The sequence below is a fragment of the Planococcus sp. 11815 genome (assembly GCF_051096385.1).
Classification (GTDB): Bacteria; Bacillota; Bacilli; order Bacillales_A; family Planococcaceae; genus Planococcus; species Planococcus citreus.
The window spans coordinates 628,858-653,202 of sequence record NZ_CP096991.1; the positions used below are offsets into that span (position 1 = coordinate 628,858).

General features: G+C 51.0%; 26 protein-coding genes and 1 riboswitch. Of the genes, 18 read left to right on the forward strand and 8 right to left on the reverse strand.

All coding sequences use genetic code 11. The features are described from left to right. Positions 1–171 precede the first annotated feature (171 nt). Genes M1Q06_RS03295 through M1Q06_RS03305 form a run of 3 tightly spaced genes read left to right on the forward strand, consistent with a single transcriptional unit; the run spans position 172 to position 2,136 of the window. The gene (locus M1Q06_RS03295; protein ID WP_434401540.1) at positions 172–747 is read left to right on the forward strand and encodes a bifunctional transcriptional activator/DNA repair enzyme AdaA; all 576 of its coding nucleotides are present in this window, start codon (positions 172–174) and stop codon (positions 745–747) included. After that, complete coding sequence (locus tag M1Q06_RS03300; RefSeq protein ID WP_434401542.1) at positions 740–1,642, forward strand: DNA-3-methyladenine glycosylase family protein; 903 nt, start codon at positions 740–742, stop codon at positions 1,640–1,642. The genes M1Q06_RS03295 and M1Q06_RS03300 overlap by 8 nt, the downstream gene beginning before the upstream one ends. After that, on the forward strand, positions 1,639–2,136 hold the full coding sequence (locus M1Q06_RS03305) for a methylated-DNA--[protein]-cysteine S-methyltransferase (RefSeq protein WP_101189564.1): 498 nt from the start codon (positions 1,639–1,641) through the stop codon (positions 2,134–2,136). Before M1Q06_RS03300 ends, M1Q06_RS03305 begins: the two co-directional genes overlap by 4 nt. A 51-nt stretch (positions 2,137–2,187) precedes the next feature. On the opposite strand, the gene M1Q06_RS03310 is transcribed toward M1Q06_RS03305, so the two are convergent. Further along, positions 2,188–2,748 (reverse strand): maltose acetyltransferase domain-containing protein, encoded by a 561-nt coding sequence (locus M1Q06_RS03310; protein ID WP_101189565.1) that lies wholly within the window; start codon positions 2,746–2,748, stop codon positions 2,188–2,190. 24 nt (positions 2,749–2,772) lie between these two features. Beyond that, on the reverse strand, positions 2,773–3,027 hold the full coding sequence (locus tag M1Q06_RS03315) for a hypothetical protein (RefSeq protein WP_434401545.1): 255 nt from the start codon (positions 3,025–3,027) through the stop codon (positions 2,773–2,775). Positions 3,028–3,166: 139 nt separating this feature from the next. On the opposite strand from M1Q06_RS03315, the gene M1Q06_RS03320 reads away from it, so the two are divergent. From M1Q06_RS03320 to M1Q06_RS03355, 8 genes are all read left to right on the forward strand, one after another. Further along, a complete protein-coding gene (locus M1Q06_RS03320; RefSeq protein ID WP_434401547.1) occupies positions 3,167–3,832 on the forward strand; it encodes an alpha/beta family hydrolase in 666 nt (221 codons plus the stop codon). Positions 3,833–3,918: 86 nt separating this feature from the next. Next, positions 3,919–4,365 (forward strand): DUF4385 domain-containing protein, encoded by a 447-nt coding sequence (locus M1Q06_RS03325; RefSeq protein ID WP_101189568.1) that lies wholly within the window; start codon positions 3,919–3,921, stop codon positions 4,363–4,365. Positions 4,366–4,435: 70 nt separating this feature from the next. Beyond that, positions 4,436–4,795, forward strand: coding sequence for a hypothetical protein (locus M1Q06_RS03330; protein ID WP_434401549.1), 360 nt, complete (start codon positions 4,436–4,438; stop codon positions 4,793–4,795). A 378-nt stretch (positions 4,796–5,173) separates the two neighbouring features. Further along, positions 5,174–6,160, forward strand: coding sequence for a LacI family DNA-binding transcriptional regulator (locus tag M1Q06_RS03335; protein WP_434401551.1), 987 nt, complete (start codon positions 5,174–5,176; stop codon positions 6,158–6,160). Between the two features lie 129 nt (positions 6,161–6,289). Then, the gene (gene hisD, locus M1Q06_RS03340; RefSeq protein ID WP_434401553.1) at positions 6,290–7,570 is read left to right on the forward strand and encodes a histidinol dehydrogenase; all 1,281 of its coding nucleotides are present in this window, start codon (positions 6,290–6,292) and stop codon (positions 7,568–7,570) included. Between the two features lie 31 nt (positions 7,571–7,601). Further along, the gene (locus M1Q06_RS03345; RefSeq protein ID WP_434401555.1) at positions 7,602–8,918 is read left to right on the forward strand and encodes a GntP family permease; all 1,317 of its coding nucleotides are present in this window, start codon (positions 7,602–7,604) and stop codon (positions 8,916–8,918) included. 81 nt (positions 8,919–8,999) lie between these two features. Further along, entirely contained in the window at positions 9,000–9,938 is a 939-nt protein-coding gene (locus M1Q06_RS03350; protein ID WP_434401557.1) for a 3-hydroxyacyl-CoA dehydrogenase family protein, read from the forward strand. Between the two features lies 1 nt (position 9,939). Continuing rightward, positions 9,940–10,704 carry an SDR family NAD(P)-dependent oxidoreductase gene (locus tag M1Q06_RS03355; protein ID WP_434401559.1) on the forward strand — a complete coding sequence of 255 codons (765 nt, stop codon included), beginning with the start codon at positions 9,940–9,942 and terminating at the stop codon, positions 10,702–10,704. Positions 10,705–11,380: 676 nt separating this feature from the next. Here the strand turns inward: M1Q06_RS03355 and M1Q06_RS03360 are convergent. Then, on the reverse strand, positions 11,381–12,649 hold the full coding sequence (locus M1Q06_RS03360) for a dicarboxylate/amino acid:cation symporter (protein WP_434401561.1): 1,269 nt from the start codon (positions 12,647–12,649) through the stop codon (positions 11,381–11,383). 170 nt (positions 12,650–12,819) lie between these two features. Here M1Q06_RS03360 and M1Q06_RS03365 point away from each other — a divergent pair, with 170 nt between their 5' ends. Both M1Q06_RS03365 and M1Q06_RS03370 read left to right on the forward strand, forming a co-directional pair. Further along, a complete protein-coding gene (locus tag M1Q06_RS03365; RefSeq protein WP_434401563.1) occupies positions 12,820–13,704 on the forward strand; it encodes a TIGR01777 family oxidoreductase in 885 nt (294 codons plus the stop codon). Between the two features lie 106 nt (positions 13,705–13,810). Then, the gene (locus M1Q06_RS03370) at positions 13,811–14,551 is read left to right on the forward strand and encodes a nucleotidyltransferase domain-containing protein (RefSeq protein WP_434401565.1); all 741 of its coding nucleotides are present in this window, start codon (positions 13,811–13,813) and stop codon (positions 14,549–14,551) included. A 33-nt stretch (positions 14,552–14,584) separates the two neighbouring features. Here the strand turns inward: M1Q06_RS03370 and M1Q06_RS03375 are convergent, their stop codons facing one another. From M1Q06_RS03375 to M1Q06_RS03390, 4 genes are all read right to left on the reverse strand, one after another. Then, positions 14,585–15,139: a DUF6609 family protein gene (locus M1Q06_RS03375; RefSeq protein ID WP_101805318.1), complete on the reverse strand. Its 555-nt coding sequence runs from the start codon at positions 15,137–15,139 to the stop codon at positions 14,585–14,587. 144 nt (positions 15,140–15,283) lie between these two features. Next, the gene (locus M1Q06_RS03380; protein WP_434401567.1) at positions 15,284–15,844 is read right to left on the reverse strand and encodes a hypothetical protein; all 561 of its coding nucleotides are present in this window, start codon (positions 15,842–15,844) and stop codon (positions 15,284–15,286) included. A 98-nt stretch (positions 15,845–15,942) separates the two neighbouring features. Next, entirely contained in the window at positions 15,943–16,365 is a 423-nt protein-coding gene (locus tag M1Q06_RS03385) for a hypothetical protein (protein WP_121300359.1), read from the reverse strand. 135 nt (positions 16,366–16,500) lie between these two features. Then, complete coding sequence (locus M1Q06_RS03390) at positions 16,501–17,355, reverse strand: lysostaphin resistance A-like protein (protein WP_434401569.1); 855 nt, start codon at positions 17,353–17,355, stop codon at positions 16,501–16,503. Positions 17,356–17,801: 446 nt separating this feature from the next. On the opposite strand from M1Q06_RS03390, the gene M1Q06_RS03395 reads away from it, so the two are divergent. The 3 genes from M1Q06_RS03395 to M1Q06_RS03405 are packed head-to-tail and all read left to right on the forward strand — an operon-like array spanning position 17,802 to position 21,775. After that, entirely contained in the window at positions 17,802–19,790 is a 1,989-nt protein-coding gene (locus M1Q06_RS03395) for a penicillin-binding transpeptidase domain-containing protein (RefSeq protein WP_434401571.1), read from the forward strand. A 16-nt stretch (positions 19,791–19,806) separates the two neighbouring features. Beyond that, positions 19,807–20,751 carry an Abi family protein gene (locus M1Q06_RS03400; RefSeq protein WP_434401573.1) on the forward strand — a complete coding sequence of 315 codons (945 nt, stop codon included), beginning with the start codon at positions 19,807–19,809 and terminating at the stop codon, positions 20,749–20,751. 52 nt (positions 20,752–20,803) lie between these two features. Next, positions 20,804–21,775, forward strand: coding sequence for an alpha/beta hydrolase (locus M1Q06_RS03405; protein WP_434402807.1), 972 nt, complete (start codon positions 20,804–20,806; stop codon positions 21,773–21,775). Positions 21,776–21,843: 68 nt separating this feature from the next. Here M1Q06_RS03405 and M1Q06_RS03410 read toward each other — a convergent pair whose 3' ends face one another. Beyond that, a complete protein-coding gene (locus M1Q06_RS03410) occupies positions 21,844–23,046 on the reverse strand; it encodes an MFS transporter (protein ID WP_434401574.1) in 1,203 nt (400 codons plus the stop codon). Positions 23,047–23,128: 82 nt separating this feature from the next. Continuing rightward, a riboswitch (purine riboswitch) is annotated at positions 23,129–23,228 on the reverse strand. A gap of 148 nt (positions 23,229–23,376) precedes the next feature. Here M1Q06_RS03410 and M1Q06_RS03415 point away from each other — a divergent pair. Both M1Q06_RS03415 and M1Q06_RS03420 read left to right on the forward strand, forming a co-directional pair. Then, positions 23,377–23,544 carry a hypothetical protein gene (locus M1Q06_RS03415; protein ID WP_404467093.1) on the forward strand — a complete coding sequence of 56 codons (168 nt, stop codon included), beginning with the start codon at positions 23,377–23,379 and terminating at the stop codon, positions 23,542–23,544. Positions 23,545–23,661: 117 nt separating this feature from the next. Then, the gene (locus M1Q06_RS03420; protein WP_434401577.1) at positions 23,662–24,345 is read left to right on the forward strand and encodes a response regulator transcription factor; all 684 of its coding nucleotides are present in this window, start codon (positions 23,662–23,664) and stop codon (positions 24,343–24,345) included.

Sequence of the window (24,345 nt, forward strand, 5' to 3'; positions counted from 1 at the left end):
AACTTAATGATATCCGAACGTGTCAGAAGGTGTCAATATGCTTTTCGACAATTAACATCAGATCGAATCTCCCGGCTTCGGACCATAAGTGCAAAAACGAGGACGAATGCTGGAAACTGTAATGATAAAATGAGAAGAGATAAGATAGAGAAAAGAGGAGAGGCGGCGGCTATGGAAATGGAAGCGAAGTTCACGTTCGATGAGATGTGGGAGAAGATCCTGGATTGCGACCGGAAATACGACGGCTTATTTTTCACGTGCGTGAAAACGACGAAGATCTATTGCCGGCCGTCCTGCCGATCGCGCAAGCCGAAAAAGCGCAACGTGGAATTCTGTTTCTCCATTGAAGAAGCGGAGAATCGTGGATTTCGGGCATGCAAAAGATGCCAGCCTGAAATCGAACAATCGCCTTATGTGGAATTCACACAACTAGTCATCGCTTTTTTAATGGACCACTACCAGCAAAAAATCGGCTTGGAAGAAATCGCCGCCCATGTCGGCATGAGCCCTTCGTATGTGGACCGGCTGTTCAAGCAGGAGACAGACGAAACGCCGCGTTCCTATTTGGAGAAAATCCGCATCGACAAAGCGGCGCATTTACTTGCGAACACCGATAAAACGAATTTGGAGATATGCCTTGAGACTGGCTTTCAAAGCACGTCTCATTTCTATAAAGTGTTCCGGCAGCTGAAACAACAATCGCCGGGCCAATACCGGAAAGAGAAAGGGGCGAGACGGGATGGATAGCAGAACAGCAACAGAACGCCTGGAAATTCCCACGCCAGCAGATTTTAATTTCACGGAATGCCTAGCCATTCTCGGACGTTCTGATCAAGAGCTGCTTCACACAATTCAGGATGAGCGCATCACCAAGCTCTTAGCGACTGAAGATGAAATGGTCTTATTCGATTTGAGTCATTCCGGCAGTGCCTTGCATATCGAATTTCTTCATCATCCGCCGACTGAACAAGGGAAACAGGCAGTCGTCCGGTATGTGAAGGATTGGTTCGACCTGGAAACAGATTTGCAGCCGTTTTACGCGATGGCGGCAAGCGATCCTGTCCTTCAGGAAGTCGTGGAGCGGCACGCGGGACTGCGGATAATGGGCATGCCCGATTTATTTGAAGCGTTCGTTTGGGCCATCACCGGCCAGCAGATCAATTTAACTTTCGCCTATAGGTTAAAACGGCGCTTGATCGAACACTTCGGCACTTCGCATACAGTAGGCGGAGTCGAATATTGGGCCTTTCCATCAGCCGAAACCATCGCGTCGCTGGAAGTGGAACAATTAAGAACGCTGCAGTTTTCGGGGAGAAAAGCGGAATACATCATCCACATCGCCGAGCAAATCACTGACGGGCGTCTCGCAAAAGACGAACTGCTCGAAAAAACAGAGCAGCAAGTAGAAAAACAATTGGTGGCGATCAGAGGGGTGGGGCCGTGGTCCGCGCACTACGTCATGATGAAATGCCTGCGCTTCACTTCTGCATTTCCGATATCGGATGTCGGATTGCACAATGCCTTGAAGCATCAATTGGGGCTGGAGCAAAAGCCGAGCATTGCCGAGATTGAGAATTTGGCGGAAAACTGGGCAGGCTGGCAAGCGTACGCGACATTTTACTTATGGAGGGTATTATTATGAATGAACTGCATCAAGTGGATTATCCATCGCCGATTGGCGTCGTCGAAATCACCGGTACCGAACAAGCCATCGTGTCGCTTTATTTCAGCGAACGCGAGCAGCCGCTGCATGCGGTGCAACCGGACACACCGCAAGTGCTGAAAGACGCTTTACAGGAACTGGACGAATATTTCAAAGGGCAACGAACGGAATTCACCGTTCCCTGCATTTCTTCCGGAACCGAATTCCAGCAAAAAGTATGGGCGGCGCTGCCGGACATCCCTTACGGAGAAACGGCTTCCTACCGCGATATCGCGACAGCTGTCGGCAACGAGAAATCCGTCCGGGCAGTGGGAAATGCCAATAGCAAAAACAAGATCAGCATCATCATCCCGTGCCACCGCATCATCGGGTCGAACGGCAAATTGACGGGATACGCCGGCAGCCTGACGCGCAAAGAATGGCTATTAAAGCATGAGCAATCGGTACGGAACGGCCAAACAATGGAGTCATGAAAAAAGGGAAGCAAATCGATTGGATTTGCTTCCCTTTCCTATTTTTTCAGATTAGCTTTCGATGATCTTGATGACGACTGCCGGATTGCCGCCGACGACGGTGTTCGCCGGCACGTCTTTGACGACGACCGCGCCGGATGCGATGACGGCATTGTCGCCGATCGTGACGCCCGGATTGATGACAGCGCGCCCGCCGATCCACACATTATTGCCGATGCGTACCGCTTTGCCGAATTCGACACCGCTCAGCCGCTGTTCGATATCGAGCGGATGGGTCGCCGTATAAATGTGGACGCCAGGCCCGACCAGGCAATTATCGCCGATGCGGATGTCGCAAACATCGAGGAAGACACAGTCGAAATTGGCAAAGAAGTTATGCCCGACATGGATATTATAGCCGTAATCACAGCGGAAGTTCGGCTCGATATACAAATGGTCGCCGCTCGAGCCGAGCAATTGGCTCATGAAACGCTTGCGCTCCTGGCTGTCGGTTTCCATCGATTTATTAAATAAGCGCAATAGCCGTTTCGCATTGACGCGCTCGCGCACGAGTACCGGATCGTCCGCCCGGTAAAGCGCACCAGCGAGCATTTTGTCTTTTTCTGTATGCATCAAAATCCCTCTTTCCCGCTCAAATTAAAATCCGAATAACCGCTTCGCGATAAAAGCGAATCCCGCGACTGCGGTGATGAACGCCGCTACGAAAAACGCCACGGCATAGGACACGAGATTGCCCGGCAGCACCGATTCAGCGATTTCAAAAAAATAAAAATGGATCGCGACCGGTTCTGTGGCATGGCGCATCAGCCAAACTTGGACGCCTTTGACGGTAAATAGGATGCTGATGGCCAATAGGACCGAAAACGCAGTCCATCGAATGCCTTTCCACATGAGACCCGCCTCCAACTTTCATGATATGGATATTATAACAGAGTAGAAAAAAGAGCCATCATGAAGTTTTCGAATTCTTTGAAAAATTTACATGCAATTAACATGAAAAACTTTATAATATAGGAAAGGAGTGGAAACAATGAAAACGATCAACCGAACCATCACAACGGATAAAGGCCAAGCAATCAACTACAGCCTCGTCCTGAACCAAGACCAAACGAGAAAACTCGCGATTTTCCTGCCGGGCATCGGCTATACAGCGAAAAGCCCGCTATTTCATTACACGGAGCGGCTGCTGGCGGAACAGGAATACGACATCCTGCGCATCAATTACGATTACACGAATCCCTTATACGACGAGTACACGATGGCGGAAATCGACGAAGCGGTGAAACACGACGTCAAGCAAGTGATTGACCAAGTATTGAAAGGCAGCCTCTATGAAAAATTCTTCCTCGTCGCCAAATCGCTCGGAACGATCGCGCTTGCCAACGAACTCGAGCGCAAGAAATTCAAAGGCGCGAAAACCGTCTGGCTGACGCCGCTCATCAAGCACGAGGACGTCTTCCGGGCGATGAAGCAATACCCGAATCCGGCGCTGAGCTTTATCGGCGACAAAGACCATTATTACGACCGCGGCCGGATGGAAGAACTCCAAGCCAATAAGGAGTTGGATTCGCACGTCCTAAAAGACGTCAACCATGGCATGGATTTCATCGGCGACCCGTTGAAATCGATTGATGTCTTAAAAGACGTCATCACCGATATCCACGCTTTCTCGAAAAAGAGCATTGAACACGCTTAATGAACTGCCGCCCACTGAGGCGGTTTTTTTATGCCGTTTTTCAAGCAGCGCGACAGGGTATAGTTTCTCCAAAAGGAGGGTGCAGCATGGCATTCGATTACGATCTGGACTATAAGAATTTGGACTTGCGGAAAAACCCCGAGCTGTACCGCGTCGGCAAAGGCGAACAGGGCGTGTTGATGGTGGAACCGTACAAAAGTGAAATCCTGCCCCATTGGCGATTCAAGACGCCGGATATCGCCCAGGAATCGTGCGACAAAATTTCCGAGCTGTTCGAAGAATACCGCAAACAGGATGATTTTGTCGGCATGGACATGGCCCGCAAATTCATCCAAATGGGCTACACCCGCGCCAGGCGCTACACGAATTACAAAGGCGGCCGCAAATACAACGAAGACGGCTCAATCAAGGACCGCGAGATCGACGAAGAAAAAGCCGAGTCCGCTGCGATCTTCAAAAAACGATGGGACGAGATCCGCGAAGACGAAGATTATTTGCGCCGCAAAAAAGAACACCAGAAAAAATATGGCTGATAGGGTTGTGGTGTGAAACAGAGGCGCTCATCAAACGTCGAATAAACGAGACGAAAGGAGGGGCATGTGAATGAATCGGTTTTGGAAAGCGATGGCCTTGATCGCCGCTCTGCTGTTGATCGGGGCGTGCAGCGAACAGACTTTCAGCAACGGCGAAGAGACCGGGTCCTATGCCGGCATTTTAATCGTTGAAGGCGAAGAGTATTTGTGGGAAGGCGAACTGGAAGGCAGCGAATACAGCGAGTCGACACGGCTTGGCGCCGTCACCCAGTCGACAGCACCAGAAGTCATGCCGAGCGCTGATTTATCTTCCAACTTTCTCGCTGAAGGCGCTGAAATCTACAGAAGCAACGAAGACCCCGACGTGCTCCTCGCCAAACGGCAAGACGGCAGCTGGGATGTGTTCAGGAAAAGTTTGAAGCAAGAATAGCGAAGCTGCATCCACAATCGGGTGCGGTTTTTTTGTGGAATGGAGCGATTTGTTTGTGGAATAAAGAGGTTTTTTTGTGAAATGAAGCGATTATTTGTGGAATGGAGAGGTTTGTTTGTGGAACTAAGCGGTTTGTTTGTGGAATGAAGCGATTTGTTTGTGAAATGAAGATGATGTGATATTTTATCGATTGGGGAAATCGCTTCCCGAGACGAGCTCTCCGGAAGCCGTGCCCGTGAAACGCAGTCGAAAAGCGGAAGCTTCTCCTCTCACTTCTTTTCATTCCCCGCATATTCATTTCCCAGCAAACAGATGCAAAATCGCTAGGGATGGTGTAATCTGAAAGCCAAGCAGATCAACGGAAAAGGATGAACGTATATGAAATCGACTGTCAATGCCAAGGATGTCGCAAAGCTCGCAGGAGTATCGCAGTCTTCTGTGTCCAGAGTGTTTTTCGATGGAGCGAAAGTTACTGAAAAAACCCGCCAAAAAGTGCTGGCCGCAGCTGAAGAGCTCGGTTACCGGCCGAATGAATACGCCAGAAGCCTGATCACCAATAGTTCGAAAATCATCGGGCTGGTCATGAAAGGCGTCCAGAACCCCTTCTATCCGCAAGTCCTCAAGCAATTCACCACGTCATTCAAAAAGCACGGCTATAGCGTGTTGTTCGTCCATACCAATAATGACGAAATCCAAAGCGAAGACATCGAGACTTTGCTCAATTACAACGTGGCAGGCGTCATCATTACCGATGCGTCCATGTCGATGAACGTTGCAGAAGCATTCCAGGTGAACCACATCCCGCTGGTCTTCTTCAACCGCAAATTGACGAGCAGCCACTTCCACTCAGTGTGCTGCAATAACTCGAACGCCAGCCGGGAAATCGCGGAATACTTAGCGGAAAGCGGGACGGGGCCGATGGTGTATATTTCCGGAAATGAAGACACCTCGACAAGCCGCGAACGTGAACAGGGATTTGCGGAAGTGTTGGCACAGCGAGGCATCGCATACAAAAAATACAGTTCGGATTTCAGCTATAACGGAGGCTACGAAACTGCTCAGAAAATCCTGTCGGACGGAGCGGTCCCGTCTGCCGTTTTTGCGGCGAACGACATCATGGCACTAGGTGTTATGGACGCTTTCCGTAAGCAGGGCATAAAAATTCCGGAACAGGTAAAAGTGATCGGGTTCGATAATATCGAAATGGCGTCTTGGCCTGCATATGAACTGACGACGTGGGAGCAGCCGATCGAAAAGATGGTCGATGAAACGGTCAATTATTTGTTGGGGGAAATCAGTGAATACACAGGCCAGGCGCAGGCTGTCGAGGTCGAAGGAAGCTTTGTGGAAAGGAAGACCACGTAAACAGTGGTTGACTTTCTGCAATAATTAAAATATTCTTGTTCTTAACAACATATTTGCATACGTATTCAAGTAAGTGTTTTATTGTATTTTGAATACGTATGCAAGAAAAAGAAGATGGAGGTTTTCATAATGGTCAAAGTATTGAAAGCAGGTAAATCAGCAGAAGAAGTGAGCGCAAACGATTCGAAAGTTTCACAGATCGTTGCAGAGGCTTTAAAAGATGTGGAAACGCGCGGGGATGCGGCGGTTCGTGAACTGTCCGAGAAATTTGATAAATGGGCGCCTGAATCGTTCCGTTTGTCTGATGCGGAAATAAATGAAATCGTTTCCAAAGTTCCGGGCAGCGTCATCGAAGACATTAAATTCGCACAGAAGAACATCAAAGCGTTCGCCGAAGCGCAGCTCGATTCCTTGAATGATGTGGAAGTGGAACAAATTCCAGGCGTGATCTTGGGACATAAAAACATCCCGGTCAACAGCGTCGGCTGCTACATTCCAGGAGGACGCTATCCAATGGTCGCTTCCGCTCATATGAGCGTCTTGACCGCGAAAGTGGCAGGCGTCAAACGCGTCATCGCGTGTACACCACCAATTAACGGCGAGATTCCGCATGCGACTATCGCAGCGATGTCCCTTGCCGGAGCGGATGAAATTTACCTGCTTGGCGGCATTCAGGCAATGGGCGCGATGGCGATCGGCACGGAAACGATCGAAGCGGTCGATATGATCGTCGGGCCAGGCAACGCGTTTGTTGCGGAAGCGAAGCGCCAGCTTTACGGCCGCGTCGGCATCGACTTGTTCGCAGGGCCGACGGAAACTTTAGTCGTTGCCGATCACACGGCAGATGCTGAAATGGTCGCAACGGACATTCTCGGACAAGGCGAGCACGGACCGACTTCACCAGGCGCATTGATCACGACTTCCGAAGAACTAGCGAATGAAACCGTCAAAGAAATTGAACGCCAATTGGAAACCTTGCCGACAGCAGACGTCGCGCGCGTGTCTTGGGATGATTACGGACAAATCTTGCTTGTCGATTCGATCGAAGAAGCACGCATCGAAGCGGACCGTTTGGCATTTGAGCACGTCGAGATCCTGACGGAAGACCCGGACTATTTCCTCGAGCACATGACCAATTACGGCTGCTTGTTCCTCGGGCCAGAAACGAACGTGGCATACGGCGACAAAGTCATCGGCACGAACCATACCTTGCCGACAAAAGGCGCAGCACGCTACACCGGCGGGCTATGGGTCGGGAAGTTCATCAAGACCGTCACCTACCAGAAAGTGACGACACCGGAAGCGAGCGCCTATATTGGGGAATATGCCGCGCGCTTATGCCAACTTGAGAATTTCGCAGGGCATGCCGAGCAGGCACTCCTCCGCGTCAGAAGATACGGCAAAAATTAATTTCATTTAGGTGGTAGGGGAGGAAATGTAAATGCTCGGTTTAATAGGCATGTTTGGTGGATTAATTTTACTCATTGTCCTGACGATGCGCGGCATGAACTTGCTGATTGCAGCGCCACTGACGGCATTGTTCGTGGCAGTATTGAACGGATTGCCTTTATTCCCGCAGCTCGCGGGAGAAGGGGCGGCCAATTATTTGACGAATTACATGGATGGCTTCACCGGCTTTATCGCGTCTTGGTATTTGATGTTTCTGACCGGGGCCATCTTCGGGAAAGTGATGGAAGACACGGGCGCTGCCGACAGCGTATCGCGTTGGATCGTCGGCAAAATGGGCATGAAACGCGCAGCGCTTGCGGTCGTTCTCGCCTGTGCCGTCCTTACTTACGGCGGCGTCAGCTTGTTCGTCGTTGCCTTCTCGGTATATCCGATGGCACTCAGTCTCTTTAAACAAGCGAATTTGCCACGACGCTTTATTCCAGCGGCACTCGCTTTTGGCTCGACGACATTCACGATGACGTCTGCCGGATCTCCAGAAATCCAAAACTGGATCCCGATTGAATTCCTCGGCACTTCTCCATACGCCGGCTGGGAAGTCAGTGCAATCGTCGCGGTCTTCATGATGGTCTTCGGTTATTGGTGGCTGACGAAAATGATCAATAAAGCGAAATCAAAAGGTGAAGAGTTCGAGTCGCGCCCGACCGACCCGAACAACGAAACGCGCAAGGAGTTGCCGAATCCGCTCCTTAGCATGCTTCCGCTCCTGATTGTCCTTGGCTTCTCGTATATTTTCCATGATTCGCTCGGCACTTCTGCGTTGATCATCGCCTTGACGGGCGGGATCATCTCGACTTGCCTGATCAACATCAAATTCATCCGCAACTTGAGCAAAGCGCTCGGCGACGGCGCGATGGGGGCAGTCATTGCGATCGCCAACACCGCAGCAGTCGTCGGTTTCGGGGGAGTCGTCAAAGCGACGCCATCTTTTGAAGCAGCTGTTGATGTCATGACCGGCATCCCGGGCAGCCCATTGATCGGCGGGGCGCTAGCCGTTGCGGTCATCGCGGGTCTCACCGGATCGTCTTCCGGCGGCCAGGCGATTGCGCTTCCTTTGCTCGCGCCTCATTATTTGGACATGGGCGTCGATCCGGAAGCTTTGCACCGGACCGTTTCGATTTCATCCGGTTCGCTGGATTCCTTGCCACAAGGCGGCTATGTTGTCACGACGATCCGCTCGATCGCAGGGGAAACCCACCGCGACGCCTATCCGGCATTCGGCGCATTGTCTGTTGTCGTGCCGCTGCTCGGTGCAGTACTCGCTGTGATTTTGTTCTCGATCGGTCTATAAGATTTACGTGCCCAACAGCTGTCCCAACCGGAAGCTGTTGGGTTTCCTTGTATCATCCATTCTAAAAAGAGGTGCATTCATATGGAGAAATTGACAATACTCGGTGCCGGAACGATGGGGCATTCGATCGCTCTGTCCGCCGCCTGGTCCGGTCAGACGCCGACTGTCTACGGCATCAACGAACAAGACGTGGCGAATGCGGACAAAGGCTTGGCGCAGAAACTGGCCGTCATGGCAGACAATGGCTTGTTTGATGAAAATGAAGCGCAGGAAATCCGCGAGAGAATCCGTTTTACGACATCTCTCAAAGAAGCTGTACAGAATGCAACATTCATTCTGGAAGTCGTCCCTGAAAATCTGCAATTGAAACGGGACTTGTACAAGCAATTAGAAAGCTTAGTCGACCAATCAGTCATCATCGCAAGCAATACGTCCGGCTTCAAGCCTTCACTGCTGGCTGAAGAGATGGCGCATCCCGAACGCTTTATCGTCGCCCATTTCTGGAATCCAGGACATTTGATCCCACTTGTCGAAGTCGTCAACGGGGAACGGACCCAAGCGGAGACGACAGAACGCACGATGGCTTTATTGAAGTCGATGAATAAAAAGCCGATCTTGTTGAACAAGGAACTGCCGGGATTCATCGGCAACCGCCTGCAATACGCGCTGTTTCGTGAAGCGCAAGCGCTGCTCGATGCGGGTGCTGCCAGCAAGGAAGATATTGATGCAGCGGTTACATACAGCATCGGGCGGCGGCTTCCGGTGACGGGTCCGTTGATGACAGCGGACATGGGCGGTCTCGACGTATTCTCGGCCATTTCGAATTATTTATTCGAAGAATTATCGGACGATCAGCGCTCCGGAAAGGTTTTGTCGGAGTTGGTCGAACAGCAAAAGCTCGGGGATAAAACAGGCGAAGGCTTCTACAACTGGGAGCCGGAAGTGTCTGAGGGGATCAACCGCAAACGCGAACAGACCTTGATCCAGTTTTTGAAAAACGATTTGGAACAGGAGGGCTAAGATGAATAGCTATTTCTCGGAACTGAAAGGACAGACGGTCGTCGTCACCGGCGGCAGCAAAGGCCTCGGAAAAGACATTGCGCTGACGTTCGCCGAACTCGGCGCAAACGTTGCGATTTCCGGTAGAAATCAAGAAACGCTCGATGCCACGCTCGAAGAACTGCGCGCCCATAACCCAAACTGCATCGCGGTTGCCGGAGATTTGAGCGATATTAGTGAAGTGAGAAAGTTGATCGACACTGCCGCCACTCAGTTCGGCACAATTGATGTCCTCGTCAACAACGCCGGCGTCAATATCGCGAAACCGGCGATGGACGTAACGGAAGCAGATTGGGATACGGTGCTCGACTTGAACTTGAAATCCGCCTTTTTCGCGAGCCAGGCGGCAGCGAAATACATGCTTGCACAAAACAGCGGCCGCATCATCAACATTGCGTCGCAAATGGCCTTCGTCGGTTATATCAAGCGCGCCGCGTATTGCTCAAGCAAAGGCGGCATGGTGCAGATGACCAAAGCGCTTGCGGTTGAATGGGCACAGCACGGAATCCGCGTAAATGCTGTTGCCCCAACATTCGTCGAAACGGAATTTACCGAGAAGCAATTTGAGGACGCAGCGTTTAAAGAAGATGTCAATCGCCGAATCCTGCTCGACGGCCTGTCGCAACCGAAAGACACATCCGGCGCGGTGTTGTATTTGGCATCGACCCTGTCGAATTTCGTAACCGGCGAGACGATCAAAGTCGACGGTGGCTGGACAGCGATTTAAGAAGAGTGGTTTTATGCTTCTTGGGTGGTGTGTAGATGAAGGTAGCTAGGGTTTGGGTGTGAAGAAATTACGATGTGCTAATTGTGCATGCTATTGGTAGTCGCTGCCTTGCTTTGGGTTGAGCTCCCGCAGTAAGCCAAGAAGGACACTTGTCTTACTGCTTCGCTTCACCCTTGACGCTCGGCAGCTGAGAGATTTCATTGAATGTAGGCTGTTTAAATTGTTGTGCTTCTGTAATCAGTTGCCGGCTAGTGGGGGAATCGCTTCCCGGGATTTAGCGACCGGTACGTTGGTGCTTGAGATAAGAATTTTGGTGACGGACCATAACTAAGTATCCTCTATATACCAAAGATGACTTGAACTACAGAATGTAAGGCGATTTCACACTTTCTATCGAGTGGACAGAAGAAATTTTCTTCATCTCTAAAGCTAGAGACGGAGTGGAAGGGGGCAGACGCCTGTGGGACCGCGCGGGCTGGCGAGACAAACGTGCCGCGCTCTTTGGCACGTTGGCTCAACACCCGCCCCACGGCAAGCAGCCCCCTGCAACGCAGTCGAAAAGCGGAAGCTTTTCCTATCACTTCATTTCACATGCCTGCATAGTGTTGCAGAGTCTAATAATCTATCTTAACTCCAAAGAAAAAGCCTCCCGACATCGCCGGGAGGCTTACTTTTATTATGCTTCTTGTGGGTTCAAGGCTTCTTCTGTTTCCAAGCCGTGCTTTTTCTCGGATTCTGCGACCATCAATGCGCAAGCCGCGTCACCGGAGATATTGATTGCTGTGCGGGACATATCGAGCAAGCGGTCGATTCCGAGTACGAGGCCGATGCCTTCTACCGGAAGCCCGACGCTGGATAAGACCATCGCGAGCATGATCAAGCCGACGCCTGGAACTCCGGCGGTCCCGATACTTGCAAGCACTGCCGTCAAGACGACCGTCAATAATTGGCCGAGCGTCAAGTCGACCATGAAGGCTTGCGCGATGAACATCGTCGCTGCCCCTTGCATGATCGCCGTACCGTCCATATTGATTGTCGCGCCGAGCGGCTGGACAAATGAACTGATCGACTTCGGAATCTTCAAGTCACGCTGCGCCACTTCCATCGAAACCGGAAGCGTGCCTGTGCTGCTCGAAGTACTGAAAGCGACCGTCATAGCTGGCATAAAGGTTTTGAAGAACCAGATCGGGCTTTTCTTCGCCAGGAAATAGACTGTGCCTCCGTAGGTAAAGGCTGCGTGAATCAATAGCGCGCCGATGACGACGAGCATATACGAGCCCATGGCCTGAATGGCGGCGAGGCCTTGCGAACCGATCGCTGTGGCGATCAGTCCGAATGTGCCGTACGGAGCAAAACGCATGACGATTCCGACGAGGTACATCATCACGTCATTGCCTTGCTCGACGAGACTCAAAATGCCTTTTGTCTTATCGCCAAGTGCGGTAAGGGCAAGTCCGACAAAGACGGCGAAGACGATGATCTGCAGCATATTGCCTTCGGTCATGGCTTCAAGCGGATTTTTCGGAATGATGTTGAGGAGTGTGTCAGCGATCGATGGAGCATCTTCCGGGCTGTATGTCGCCGCGTCGATATCGAAATCACCTGATGCACCCGGCTGGACGATCGTTGCCAAGCCGAGACCAATCACTATCGCGATGGTCGTCGTCACCAGGAAATACGAAATCGTCTTGATGCCGATGCGTCCGAGCTTCGCCGGATCGCCGAGCCCTGCGGTGCCGAGGACGATTGATAAGAACACAAGCGGTACGACAAGCATGCTGATGAGGGCGAGGAAAATCTGCCCAACTGGCACGAAGACGTAAGGATTGAGTATTGCGAAAACTTCCGGCGCAAAAAGATTTAAAAGCAGTCCTGTGATCGCACCTAAGATCAAAGCACTAATGACTTTAAATGTTAAGCCTCTCTTTTTCTTCAATTCATCCACCAACTTTCTTCATTTAAGGAAACGCATAAAAACAAGTGTAACCGAAGCGGAACAAAAGCAACAGTTTCAACAGACCTTATAGCTTGGGAAGGGATTTCCTAAAAAACTGCAACTATTATTATAGGCCTGTCGTCAAACATGATAGAATTACGGCGAAAAGAGGTAAAAATATGGTCAAGAAAGTAGTCATCGCAGGCGGTACAGGATTTATCGGAACGTATTTAAAAGAAAAATACGAGCGGCTCGGCTATCGCGTTTATATCATTTCACGTCAACCGGAGCATATTCAATGGGACGACACAAATAGCATGAAAGATGCGCTGGACGAGGCAAAGTTGGTGATCAACCTGGCAGGAAAGTCCGTCAATTGCCGCTATACGGAAGCGAATAAACGTGAGATTTTCAACTCCCGCACCGAGACAACCGAAGCGCTTGGACGGGCGATCGAAGCGTGCGGCACCGCCCCTGAACTATGGGTCAACGCCAGTACGGCGACGATTTACCGCCATGCACAAGACCGCCCGATGACTGAAGACAGAGGAGAGATCGGGCGCGGGTTTTCCGTAAAGGTCGCAAAATCTTGGGAAGATAGCTTCTTTTCATTCCAATTGCCAAATACACGGCAAGTGGCATTGCGCATCGCGATTGTCCTCGGAGACGGCGGCGTCATGGAGCCGTACCGCAAACTTGTGAAATATGGGCTCGGCGGCAAGCAAGGCAATGGCCGGCAGATGTTCAGCTGGATCCATATTGAAGACCTGTACCGCACCGTTCGCTTCATGCAGCACCGCGACGAACTGTCAGGCGTCTTTAACGCTTCTGCACCGAAACCCGTGACGAATAAACAATGGATGAGCGAACTGCGGCTATCGATGAACCGCCGGGCCGGTCTTCCGGCATCGAAATGGATGCTGGAAACAGGGGCAGCCGCACTTCGGACCGAAACCGAATTGCTCTTAAAAAGCCGTTGGGTCGTACCGGAGCGGCTCGTGCGCGAAGGCTTCCGCTTCCGCTATCCGGCGCTCAAAAACGCACTGGCTGACTTGAATAATTAACCCACTTGCAGGCATTCAATAGAATGTCTGTATTTTTATGCGCACTGGTGCACCAGGTAGGGTATGCTAGGGAAAGATTGACAGAAAGAGAGTGTGGGGGAAAGTAATGAGACAGCGTTGGGAACCGATTCACACAGCCAAAGTATTTGTCGAAACGAATTTCCGCCATTGCCGCGGTGCGCTGCTGGCAGGGAGTGTTGTGCGCGGGCAAGAGACGCCGACGTCGGATCTGGACATTGTCGTATTCGATGAAACGCTAATGAGTTCATATCGAGAATCCATGATTTTTTATGGCTGGCCGATCGAAGTATTTGTTTATAATTTAAGTTCATATAAGGACTTTTTTGAAAAAGACCGGAAAGCCGCGAAGCCGAGCATGCCGCGCATGGTCAGTGAAGGCATCATCTTGAAAGATTCAGGCATCATGGAAAGCATCCAGCAAGAAGCGAAAGCCTTGCTCGAAGCAGGGCCGGAAGCGTGGAGCTCGGATACGATCCGCACAAAACGCTATTTCATCACCGATGTGCTGGACGATTTGCGGGGCAGTGACGACCGGAAAGAACGGCTGTTTTGCGTCAATACGCTTTCAGATTTGGTGAGTGAATTCATTTTGCGCACAGAGCAAAAATGGATCGGCTCGTCCAAATGGGTCATCCGTTCACTTGAAGCGCATGATCATGAATTGGCCGTCCGGTTTGTCGAGGCATTCGAACATTTTTACCGGACCGATGAAACGGCGCATATTATTGAATTCGTCGAAAGCGTGCTGGAGCCTTATGGTGGCCGCTTATTTGACGGGTTTTCGATCGGGAAAGCGGAAGCTGAGAGGACAAAAGAAAAACACTAAGCATAAATTTCAGCTTCCCGAGAATCTTGAATATTAGGCGGAAATCTGTTTAGTGGCTTTAAATGAAGGATGCTTTTGCAAAAGCAGCTTTATTCCGATGGCCATTTTCAAGCCGCCATCGATTATCGCGAACACAAGAAAAGGGACATCCACAAGCAGCAAGCCAAGAACGCCATTGCCGATTGTTAAAATGGCGAGCACTACCATCCAACTGCCTTGAGAGAAATAAAAGAGGACGAAATGGATTCCGACGGCGATAAACAGGCTCAGCCAAAATACCCTCAGGTCCGAAAAGCCGACGATAAGTCCGCATGCTGTGCATAAGGCGATATTTAGAAAAATCGCGATGTTTTCAAAGCGATCTTGGAACTTGGAGTTTTTGCCGTATGCCAGTTTGCGGTTCACAAATGGCAATGCCAAGATCAACACGAAGCCGATCGCGTAACCGGCCCCAAGCAACACAGGCTGGACGAGCAATGGCCCGCCGGCAAGTGCCGCAGCGATAATAATCATTCCGATATAGAGAAGCCAAACTCCACTTGTGCGTTGAGTGGGGTATTTAATTGGGTCATCTGATTTAATTGTCAAAAGCTGTTCCTCCCGCTGCAAAATAGTAGCTGATGCTCAATGGAAATACGAATCAAGTCTGTAAAAGTTTCCTTGAAATTATGCAACACACAAAAATAGCCTTCGCCGTGCATGAGAGAGCTGCACGGTGGAGGCTATTTTAAATTAATACATTTCCAACCGCTGCAATTCCTGCCCGTCTGCATCGAGCAATTGGAGCGGGATCGGGCGTTCTTCTGGCGCATTTTCGATAAACCAGACGGCTTTTCCGGCAAGGCCGGTTTCTTCTATTAATTCGGCCGGGAAGCGCTCGCCCAGCAGCAAGTGATCGGACGGCATTTCGCCAATCTGGACGTGGCGTCCGTCAGCAGGATCAAATAATCCGTAGACAAAGCCATCTTCGTGACTTACGTAATTATTGATCCGGTTAGGGTCATCCATTAAAGGGATGGTGCCCTCGGTTTTCTGTTCGAGACGCCAGCCGAACCAGGATTCTGTGGCAGTCGCCGCCCCGAAATTATCATCGCCGCGGATGTAGAAAAACAAGGCGCGGCCGTTTAATTCGTAGACCGGCGTCAAGACGAGGTCATCGTCGCCATCGCGCACTGCCTGTTGTGCCGTATCGACTGTATCCGAACTCCACACGAGCGCGATGATCAACGCTGCGGCGAGCACCAGGCCAATCAATACGAGCATGCGTTTTTGGATTAAGTTTTGCAGGGTCATCCGTAATTTCCCCTTCCGTCTCACGATGCTTCCATTATACGGTATTTCATGGAATAGGGGGAAATGAAAAACCGCCCGGATGAACCCGGGCGGTTTTATCAGTCTTTTTCCGTCAAGAACGTGATGACCGCAAACAATAAGAACGCGAGCAGCAAAATTGTGCCGCCTGCGATGAAGAAAATCAAGACGAAAGTATCGTTCATATTGAACGGATTCAAGTTATAGAACCACATGCCGGCGGTTAGCCCGACTGCACCGATCATCGCGAAAAAGCCGTGGATGGTGACGAGCTTTTTGTACTTGACCGTATACAAGCGGTAGAACACGCCCCAGGCAAAAACCGATAGCCAGCCGACGAGCAAAATATGTGCGTGAATCGGGCGCAGCGCATAATCCATCTGTCCCGCCATATGCGATCCGAGATACGTCCCGATAAATCCGAAGATGGCCGAAAACTGGATCAAGCGTAGACTCCATTTTTTCTCTAAAGAATTGTTGCGCGGTGTAGCTGTGTTGTTCATGAAAATCCTCCTATAGCTTTAGGGCGCCGCGGCAAACTGGGCCGCTGGAACATCCCTGAGTTCGTATGACTGTATCATACCGCACGAATATAAACGCTATATGAACTGGGCGTGACAGATCATCGACAATTTTCTTTACTGCACGTCGCTTTCTGGCAAAGGTTCAGCGAGATTGTGATTATGCGCTTTGTCCTTCAAGCCTTTGGCGAGCCGGTAGATGATCCAAGCGGTGAGCAGCGTACTGATAGCCATGATGATAATATTGGCGACCGCTTTCGCTTCAATGTCGGCAGCCGTCGTTACGATAAACCAATCGATTGCGAAAAACTCGTCGATCGGCACATAAATCGATAACGCCGCCAGCGCATTATTAAGCATATGGAACAGGATCGGCAGCAATAAATTGCCGGTGCGCAAATACAATAGGGACGCGATGATGCCGAACAAGAACGCGCCGACAAAATCGAGATGCAATACGCCGAACAATAAACTCGAAATCAAGATGCCGCCCCACATTGAAGTTTTCGCCGCGAAGCGTGTCAAGAACACACCGCGGAAGACGAATTCCTCAACAATCGGCGCGAGAATCACCAGCGTCAGCAACATGAAATATTCATATCCGACACCACCCGGCGTTTCGATTGGCGCGAGCAATAATTCGGCAAGCCATGGAAACGCCGGATAAAGAATCGCGAGCTGCAGCCAGAACATCGCCAGCGAAAACGCAATAGACACGAGCACCATGCCGAGTATGCCAGGAAGCCATGGCTTGATGCCCTTGGTAGTCAAGACTTCACTGAACGACCAATCGGGGTTCTTGCTCCAATAATAATGAAAGAAAAAGTACGGGACAACAATATAAAAGGCAATCTGCACCGCGATTTCGGTCGTCACGGGATCCGCACCGATCAGCATAAAAATGATCAAGGTCGCGATGACGCCGAGGATAGTGAAGAGAATCAAATAACGCGATTTCATTTCAGCGAACATAAATGGCCTCCTTTTCTTCCTTAATTATACGGAAGATGAGGCGGTTTGTTTCATTATGAATGAGATTCTTCGTTTTAAATGTTAGTATTCCGCAAAAATACTACGAAAAGCTTTGCTCAACTCTCGTTACACTCGAGCATCGCAAACGAACAGACGAAGCAATACTTCGTCTATTCGTTTCCTGCGGGCGAGCGCCAAGCCTCCTCAGTCGCTTCGCGCCTTGCGGGTTCTCGGCTATCTCGCTTTCCCGCGGGAGTCTTCGCAATTTTGCTCCATACCTTGAATTGTCTTTGTAAGAGTGTATAAAGAATATTTATACCGGCTGTTGTTGAACAAAGAAGGCCTCGATTTCTAGTTTTCAAACCCCTTATCCAAAAATTACCGTATTGAAGCAAGCGGTTTCAGGGTAAGATGGTAAAAAGGGCTAAGGAGACGGAGGGGTAGCAATGGGGAAAAGGAAGCTGTGGATGATCGGGATCGGCACGGTGCTTACGCTTGCGGCGTGTTCAGACGAGGAAGCGGAAGTGCCAGTGCCGGAAGAGACGGAACCGGAGACAGTCGCATCACCGGAACCGCGCGCAGAAGAATTCATGGATCTGTGGCAAGCGGGCGAATATGAAACGCTGTACGAAGAATTTTTGACGGAGCGGGCCAAGGAAGCATTCGGCGAAGAGACGTTCATTGAGTGGCAATTGGAACTTGAAGAGCAATTGTCGCTGTCGGAGCGTGAGATTGACTGGCAATTGGGCGAAGAGCCGTGGCTGAAAAACGAGCCGGCGGACATTCCTTTGGCGATTTCAATGGACAGCGTCATCGGCGAGATCGAATTCGACAAGACGCTGAGCTTTGTTTACGAGGAGACGGAAGAAAACGAAGACGGTGAATGGTTTGCGGAATGGGATCCGTCTTTCATTTTGCCGAATCTATCTAAAGACGATAATGTATCCGTGCAAATCAGCGATACCGAGCGGGGCGAAATCGTCGACCGCAATGGCAGCGTCATCGCCGGCAATACGGATGCTTACGAAATCGGCGTCGTGCCGGGGAATTTCGACCGTGACGATTACACGGAGCGGCTCGCCGGGCTTTTGGATTTGTCCGTCGAAGACATTGACGCAGAACTCGAAAAGCCGTGGGTCGAGCCGCATCATTACGTGCCGCTCGGAACTGTCGGGCCGGACCGCGAGAAATTGAACCGTTTGTTTGCGATTCCTGGCACCAAGCGCACGAAAGTGACGATGCGCCATTACCCGTACGGCAAATCGATGGCGCACTTGACCGGCTACATCGCGCCGATTACCGCTGAACAGCTGGAAGAGCGCAGCGGGCAAGGCTATGGCCAAGGGGATATCGTCGGACGTGAAGGCTTGGAAGAGATTTTCGAAACGGAGCTGCGCGGGAAACGCGGCGGCAAGATCTTGATTGAAAAGACCAGCCAAAACGAAACGATCACCGCCGTCGATAACTCCTCGGCAGCCGGCAAAACGATTACACTCACGATTGACGCCGATTTGCAGCAGGAAGTCTATCAGGAAATGGGCGGGGAACCGGGCACTGCTGCTGCGGTCGATCCGTACACAGGTGAGACGCATGTCTTGGTCAGTTCGCCAGCTTACGACCCGAATGATTTCATTCCAGGAATTAAGGAAAGCCGTTTCCGTGAACTCACGGATGATGCCGGCCAGCCGTTCTTCAACCGGGCAGCTGCGACTTATCCACCGTCTTATGCGATGCAGCCAATCACGGCGGCCGTTGCCATGAAAGAAGGAACGCTGGATCCGGCGGAAGGCATCGAAATTGACGGAGAGACGTGGCAGAAATACCCGTCTTGGAACGATTTCCGCATCACCCGGCCGAACCCGGGTGTTAAAAATCCAATCGACTTGGAAAAAGCGCTCGTCCATTCCGATAGCATCTACTTTGCGATCCAAGCGACCAATATGCAAGACGATAGTTTCTTAACAGGCTTGAATGAATTCGGCTTCGGCCAGGCGTTCGATTATCCGGTGCCGCTCGCGGCTTCGCAAATTTCGGAAAGCGGCACGTTCGGATCGGAAGGACAACTCGCGAGTTCCGCCTCCGGACAGAGCCAAGTGCGCGTCAACATCCTCCATGCTGCAGCCATGTACGGCACCTTTTTAGCTGATGGCGAAATGAAAAAACCGATTCTTTTAGGAGACGCAGAGGAAGAGAACTTGAAGCAAGAGCTCCTCAGCCCAGAGCAAGCCGAATTAGTCCGCGCGGCATTTGTTAAAGCCGGTGAAGAAGACGGTTACGACCTTGCCGGCAAGACAGCTGTCATCAAGACCGATGACGGTGACATGGGCTGGTTCGCCGGATACGACCCGAAAGTCGGCAATTTATCCGCGGCGGTCATGATGGAAGATAAGGAAGATGCGGCGTCCATTGCCAGCGAATTGTTCAGCGATGACTAAACAGGGAGAGGTAGACATGAAAAGCTTTGCCACGCATGACGAACAGCTCGCGATCTTGAAAAGCCGTGGACTCATTGTAGAAGACGAAGCGGCCGCAAGACGCGTGCTGTCGCGCGACAATTACTACGCGCTCATCGACGGCTACAAGGAACCGTTCCTAGAGCGCGATGAAACAAAAAACCCGTACGGTGAAGAACTGTACGAAGCTGGGACGACGTTCGGTCATATCCTCGCGCTGTATCAATTCGACCGTAAGCTGCGTTTGCTGGTGCTCGGGGAATTACTGAAGTTTGAGCGCAGCATCAAATCCAAGCTCGCGTACCGGTTTTCCGAACGCTACCCGGAAGTCGACAGCTTTCTCGACAACCAGAACTACAGCCCGGACGACATCCATTTCCATGAGCGCGACCGTATCACGGCAACGCTCAATAATTTGATCGAAAGCCACAGAAAGCGCCACCGTGTGCGCTATCCGGAGCTCCGCGAGTTTTACGAAAAGCACAAGAACTTGCCGCTATGGGTGCTCGTTAATTTCCTGTCACTCGGCCAGATCACGAACTTTTATACGGTCATCGACCAGGACTTGCGCACGCGCATCGCGCAGGGTTTCACAGATGACGCAGGCGAACACGGCATCACTCTGAGTGCAGCGGAACTCGACGAGATCCTGTCGATCGCGTTCCCGTTTCGCAACAAGGCAGCGCATGAAGAAGTGCTGTATTCGTTCCGGTTAAGGTCACCACTTGAACTGGAGAAACTCGAAGCGCAACTGCATCAGGAAAAAGGCTATGTCACTCGTGGGACGACGGCGTCACTGATCAAATTGTTGAAAGTGGTCTCACCGCCTGATGAGTACGAGTCATTCAGCCGGGAGCTATTGGAATTGATACTCGAGTTGGAAGAAGCATTGCCGGAAAGGCCGTATGTGTGGATTATGAAAGATGCGGGATTGCGCGAATGAAAATCCTGGATATAAAAAGTAATTTTCATGAACAGGGGGAAGCCGTTTGAAAGTGACACGCGACATGGTCGATAAACAATTGCGTGTGCGGGGAAAGTTGCTGGACTGGCTCGTTACGAAATCCAGTGAAGACAAGTTTCTCAAAGCGATGCAGAAATCCAAAAAACAGATGGCCAAGACCTATGAAGGAAAAGATGTCGACGGGCTTGATTGCAGCGAAGTGAGGATTCCGCGACGCAACGGTTCGTCCATTCGCTTGCGCATTTATAAACCGATGCAGCACGACCGCCGGCTGCCCGGGGTATTATGGATTCACGGGGGCGGATACGCGCAAGGGACGCCGGAGATGAGCGGAGCCATGTACAAACAACTCATCGATACCAGCGGATGCGTCATCGTCGCACCGGATTACCGTTTATCGATCGATGCACCGTACCCCGCAGCGCTGGATGATTGCTACGATGCGCTGAAGTGGATGAAAGAGCATGCCAAAGAGCTGGGCATCCGGGACGACCAATTGATGGTCGGCGGGGAAAGCGCAGGTGGCGGCTTGACCGTCGCGCTCAGTTTATACGCGAGAGACCAAGGAGAAGTTCAGCTCGCTTTTCAAATGCCGCTGTACCCAATGATTGACGACCGGATGGAGACGGAATCGGCCCGCGACAATAACGCTTACGTGTGGAATTCCGACATGAACCGCTGGGCGTGGAAAGCCTATCTCGGCGAGTTGTATGGAAAAGAAGTGCCGGTGTATGCAGCGCCTGCCCGAGCCAAAGATTTCAGCAATTTGCCGCCGGCTGTCACATTCGTCGGGGACATCGAGCCCTTCCATGACGAAACCATCCAATTGGTTGATCGTTTAAGGGAAGCAGGGGTGCCATTCGACTTTAAGCTCTTCAAAGGCGCTTATCATGGCTTTGACATTATCCATCCGAAAGCGGACATCAGCCAGAGAGCGCGGAAGTTTTTGATGGAGTCTTTTAAATATGCGACGGAACATTATTTTGTTGAACAGAAGAACTGATGGAAATAAAAAGTCCGCCGGGAAATCGTTTGATTTCCCGGCGGGCTTTCATCTAGTGTTAATTCATTTTAATGTTGTTCGAGGTTTTGGCTATAGTTCGGGCTTTTCTGCGCTTGCGCATTGCGTTCAATTTTCGGGCGCGTAATGGAGAACACCGCACAGCCAAGCGCAACGAGTACGATAACCGCGCCGACCCAAGCAGTGCTGGTGACTGAGCCAGTCTGCGTCAAAGTGAGGCCGCCGACTGCGGAGCCGAGTGCGATGCCGACTTGCAGTGCCGAGTTATTGAAGCTCTGCTGGATGTCGGATGTAGCCGGGTCGGTTTCGATCAAATAGCTTTGCTGCGGCGGGGCAAGTGCCCAGCTGAGCGCCGCCCAAATGACCATTACCGGCAAGAAGATGACGAGCGAGAAAGTCGTGAATGGAAGAACGAACAAGCTGACAGCAAACGCCGAGATGACGATCAAAATGCTTTTCTTTGAACCGATCGAGTCGGACAAGGTGCCGCCGATTGCGCCGCCGCTCACTGCCGCGATGCCGAAGATCAAATAACAAGCGCTGACCCAGAACGGGCTGAGCTGCATCGTCGTTTCCAAAAATGGCGTGAAGTACGCATAAACGGTGTAATGCCCAGCGAGCATGAACAGCGTCGCGAGGTGGGCCGTGCCGATTTTCGCACTTGCGACCGCTTTTAATTGCTGCTTAAGCGGAATCGCCGTGCCTCCAGGAATCGGTTGAATGTAAAGCGCGATCAACGCCATCGAACCGAGCGAAAGGGCTGCGATCGCAAGGAAAATAACGCGCCAGCCGAATGCATCAGCGATCAAAATACCAAGCGGAACGCCGAGCACGAGCGATGAGCTGATCCCCATAAAGATCAAGCCGATCGCTTTCGCACGGTAAGGCGGCTCAACGATTTTCGCGGCAATCGTGAGAGACAAGACGACAATGAGCGCCGTACTCGCTGCGGTAATGACGCGCGCAACGACCATCCACGTAAAGTCTGGGCTGAAGAACGTCATGATATTTCCGAGGAAAAAGATGAACATGGAAATCAAATACACTTTCTTGCGCTCGAAACGGCTGGTCGCAATGAGCAACACCGGACCTGCGACCGCGTAAATCAAGGCGAATAAGGTAATCAATTGGCCAGCAGCGCTCAACGACACATCGAACTCTTCGGCGATGGTCGGCAAGATGCCGCCGACAATCAGTTCGACAAGGCCGACAGCCACTGTGGCCAAAGCTAAAATATAAACTTTCAAATTCATAACATACGCTTCCTTTCTCATTAAAAAATTCCATACAGTCAACTGATTCTTTTCAGAAAATAAAAAAATCCTGATTACAGAAAACGAAAAGATCGCTTTCTGTAATCAGGATTTTTCGGTTCCTGGTAGAGACCCTTAAGCCGTATTCTTAAGGTTATACAGATAGATTATGGGGGTTATTCACTTTGAACAGCTTACTACATTGCGGAATTTTATGCAAGAAGATATACAATAGACGTCCGACCTCTTGGGAAACCGAAACTTTTTCAAGGGCTAGCCGTATAATTCATTACAATGGAAAACACGGCAAACCAAGAAAGGGTGGAGACGATGAAATCGACAGGGCACGTCTTTCTCATGCTCGGGTTCATCTTTTTGATTTTAAGTTTCACGGGCGATATGTCGCCTGCGCTCGGTATCGCGTTCATGGCGCTCGGCATTATCTACAGCTCTGAAAACGCCGATAAAAAAGCGAAAAAGCCAAAAGGCAATTCTTAAGATTTTCCACTATTTCCAACCAATAGCTAGTCACTTGGAATGAAAGCCTGTATCGTAGATGATAACAAATCTACCGGTACCGGCTTTTTTTATTTCAAAATGGATAGGGGAATACAGATGAACATACTCGTAGTCGAAGACGACCGGACGATCGCTTCCGGCCTGACATATTCTCTCGAACAAGAAGGTTTCACCACGGTGTTGCGCCATAGCGCAAAAGACGCCACTGCAGCGATTGAAGAGCAGCTCTCCGCAATCGACTTATGCCTTTTCGACCTGTCCTTGCCCGACGGCAGCGGCTATGACTTATGCGCGCTCGTCAAAAAGAAACGCGACATCCCGGTCATTTTCCTGACGGCGTTTGACGATGAAGTGAATGTCGTCATGGGGCTCGATATGGGCGCGGACGATTACATCACCAAGCCGTTCCGCGTCCGTGAACTGTTGTCGCGCATCAATTCCGTGCTGCGCCGCTACCAGCGCAATGCGCAGCCGAAAACAGTCGTCGAACTGGGTGACGTGCACATCAACACATCGGACGGCAAAGTCCATAAAGCGGGCAATGAAGTTCTCCTCACCGCGCTTGAATACCGCTTGCTGCTCATTTTCGCGAACCATCTCGGCCAAGTGCTGACGCGTGCGCAATTGCTCGACCGCATCTGGGATGTCGGCGGCGATTTCGTCAACGACAATACGCTGACGGTTTACATTAAACGGCTGCGCGAAAAACTGGAAGACGACCCGGCGCACCCCGCACTCATCAAAACGGTCCGCGGCATGGGCTATAAGGCAGGTGAGTAG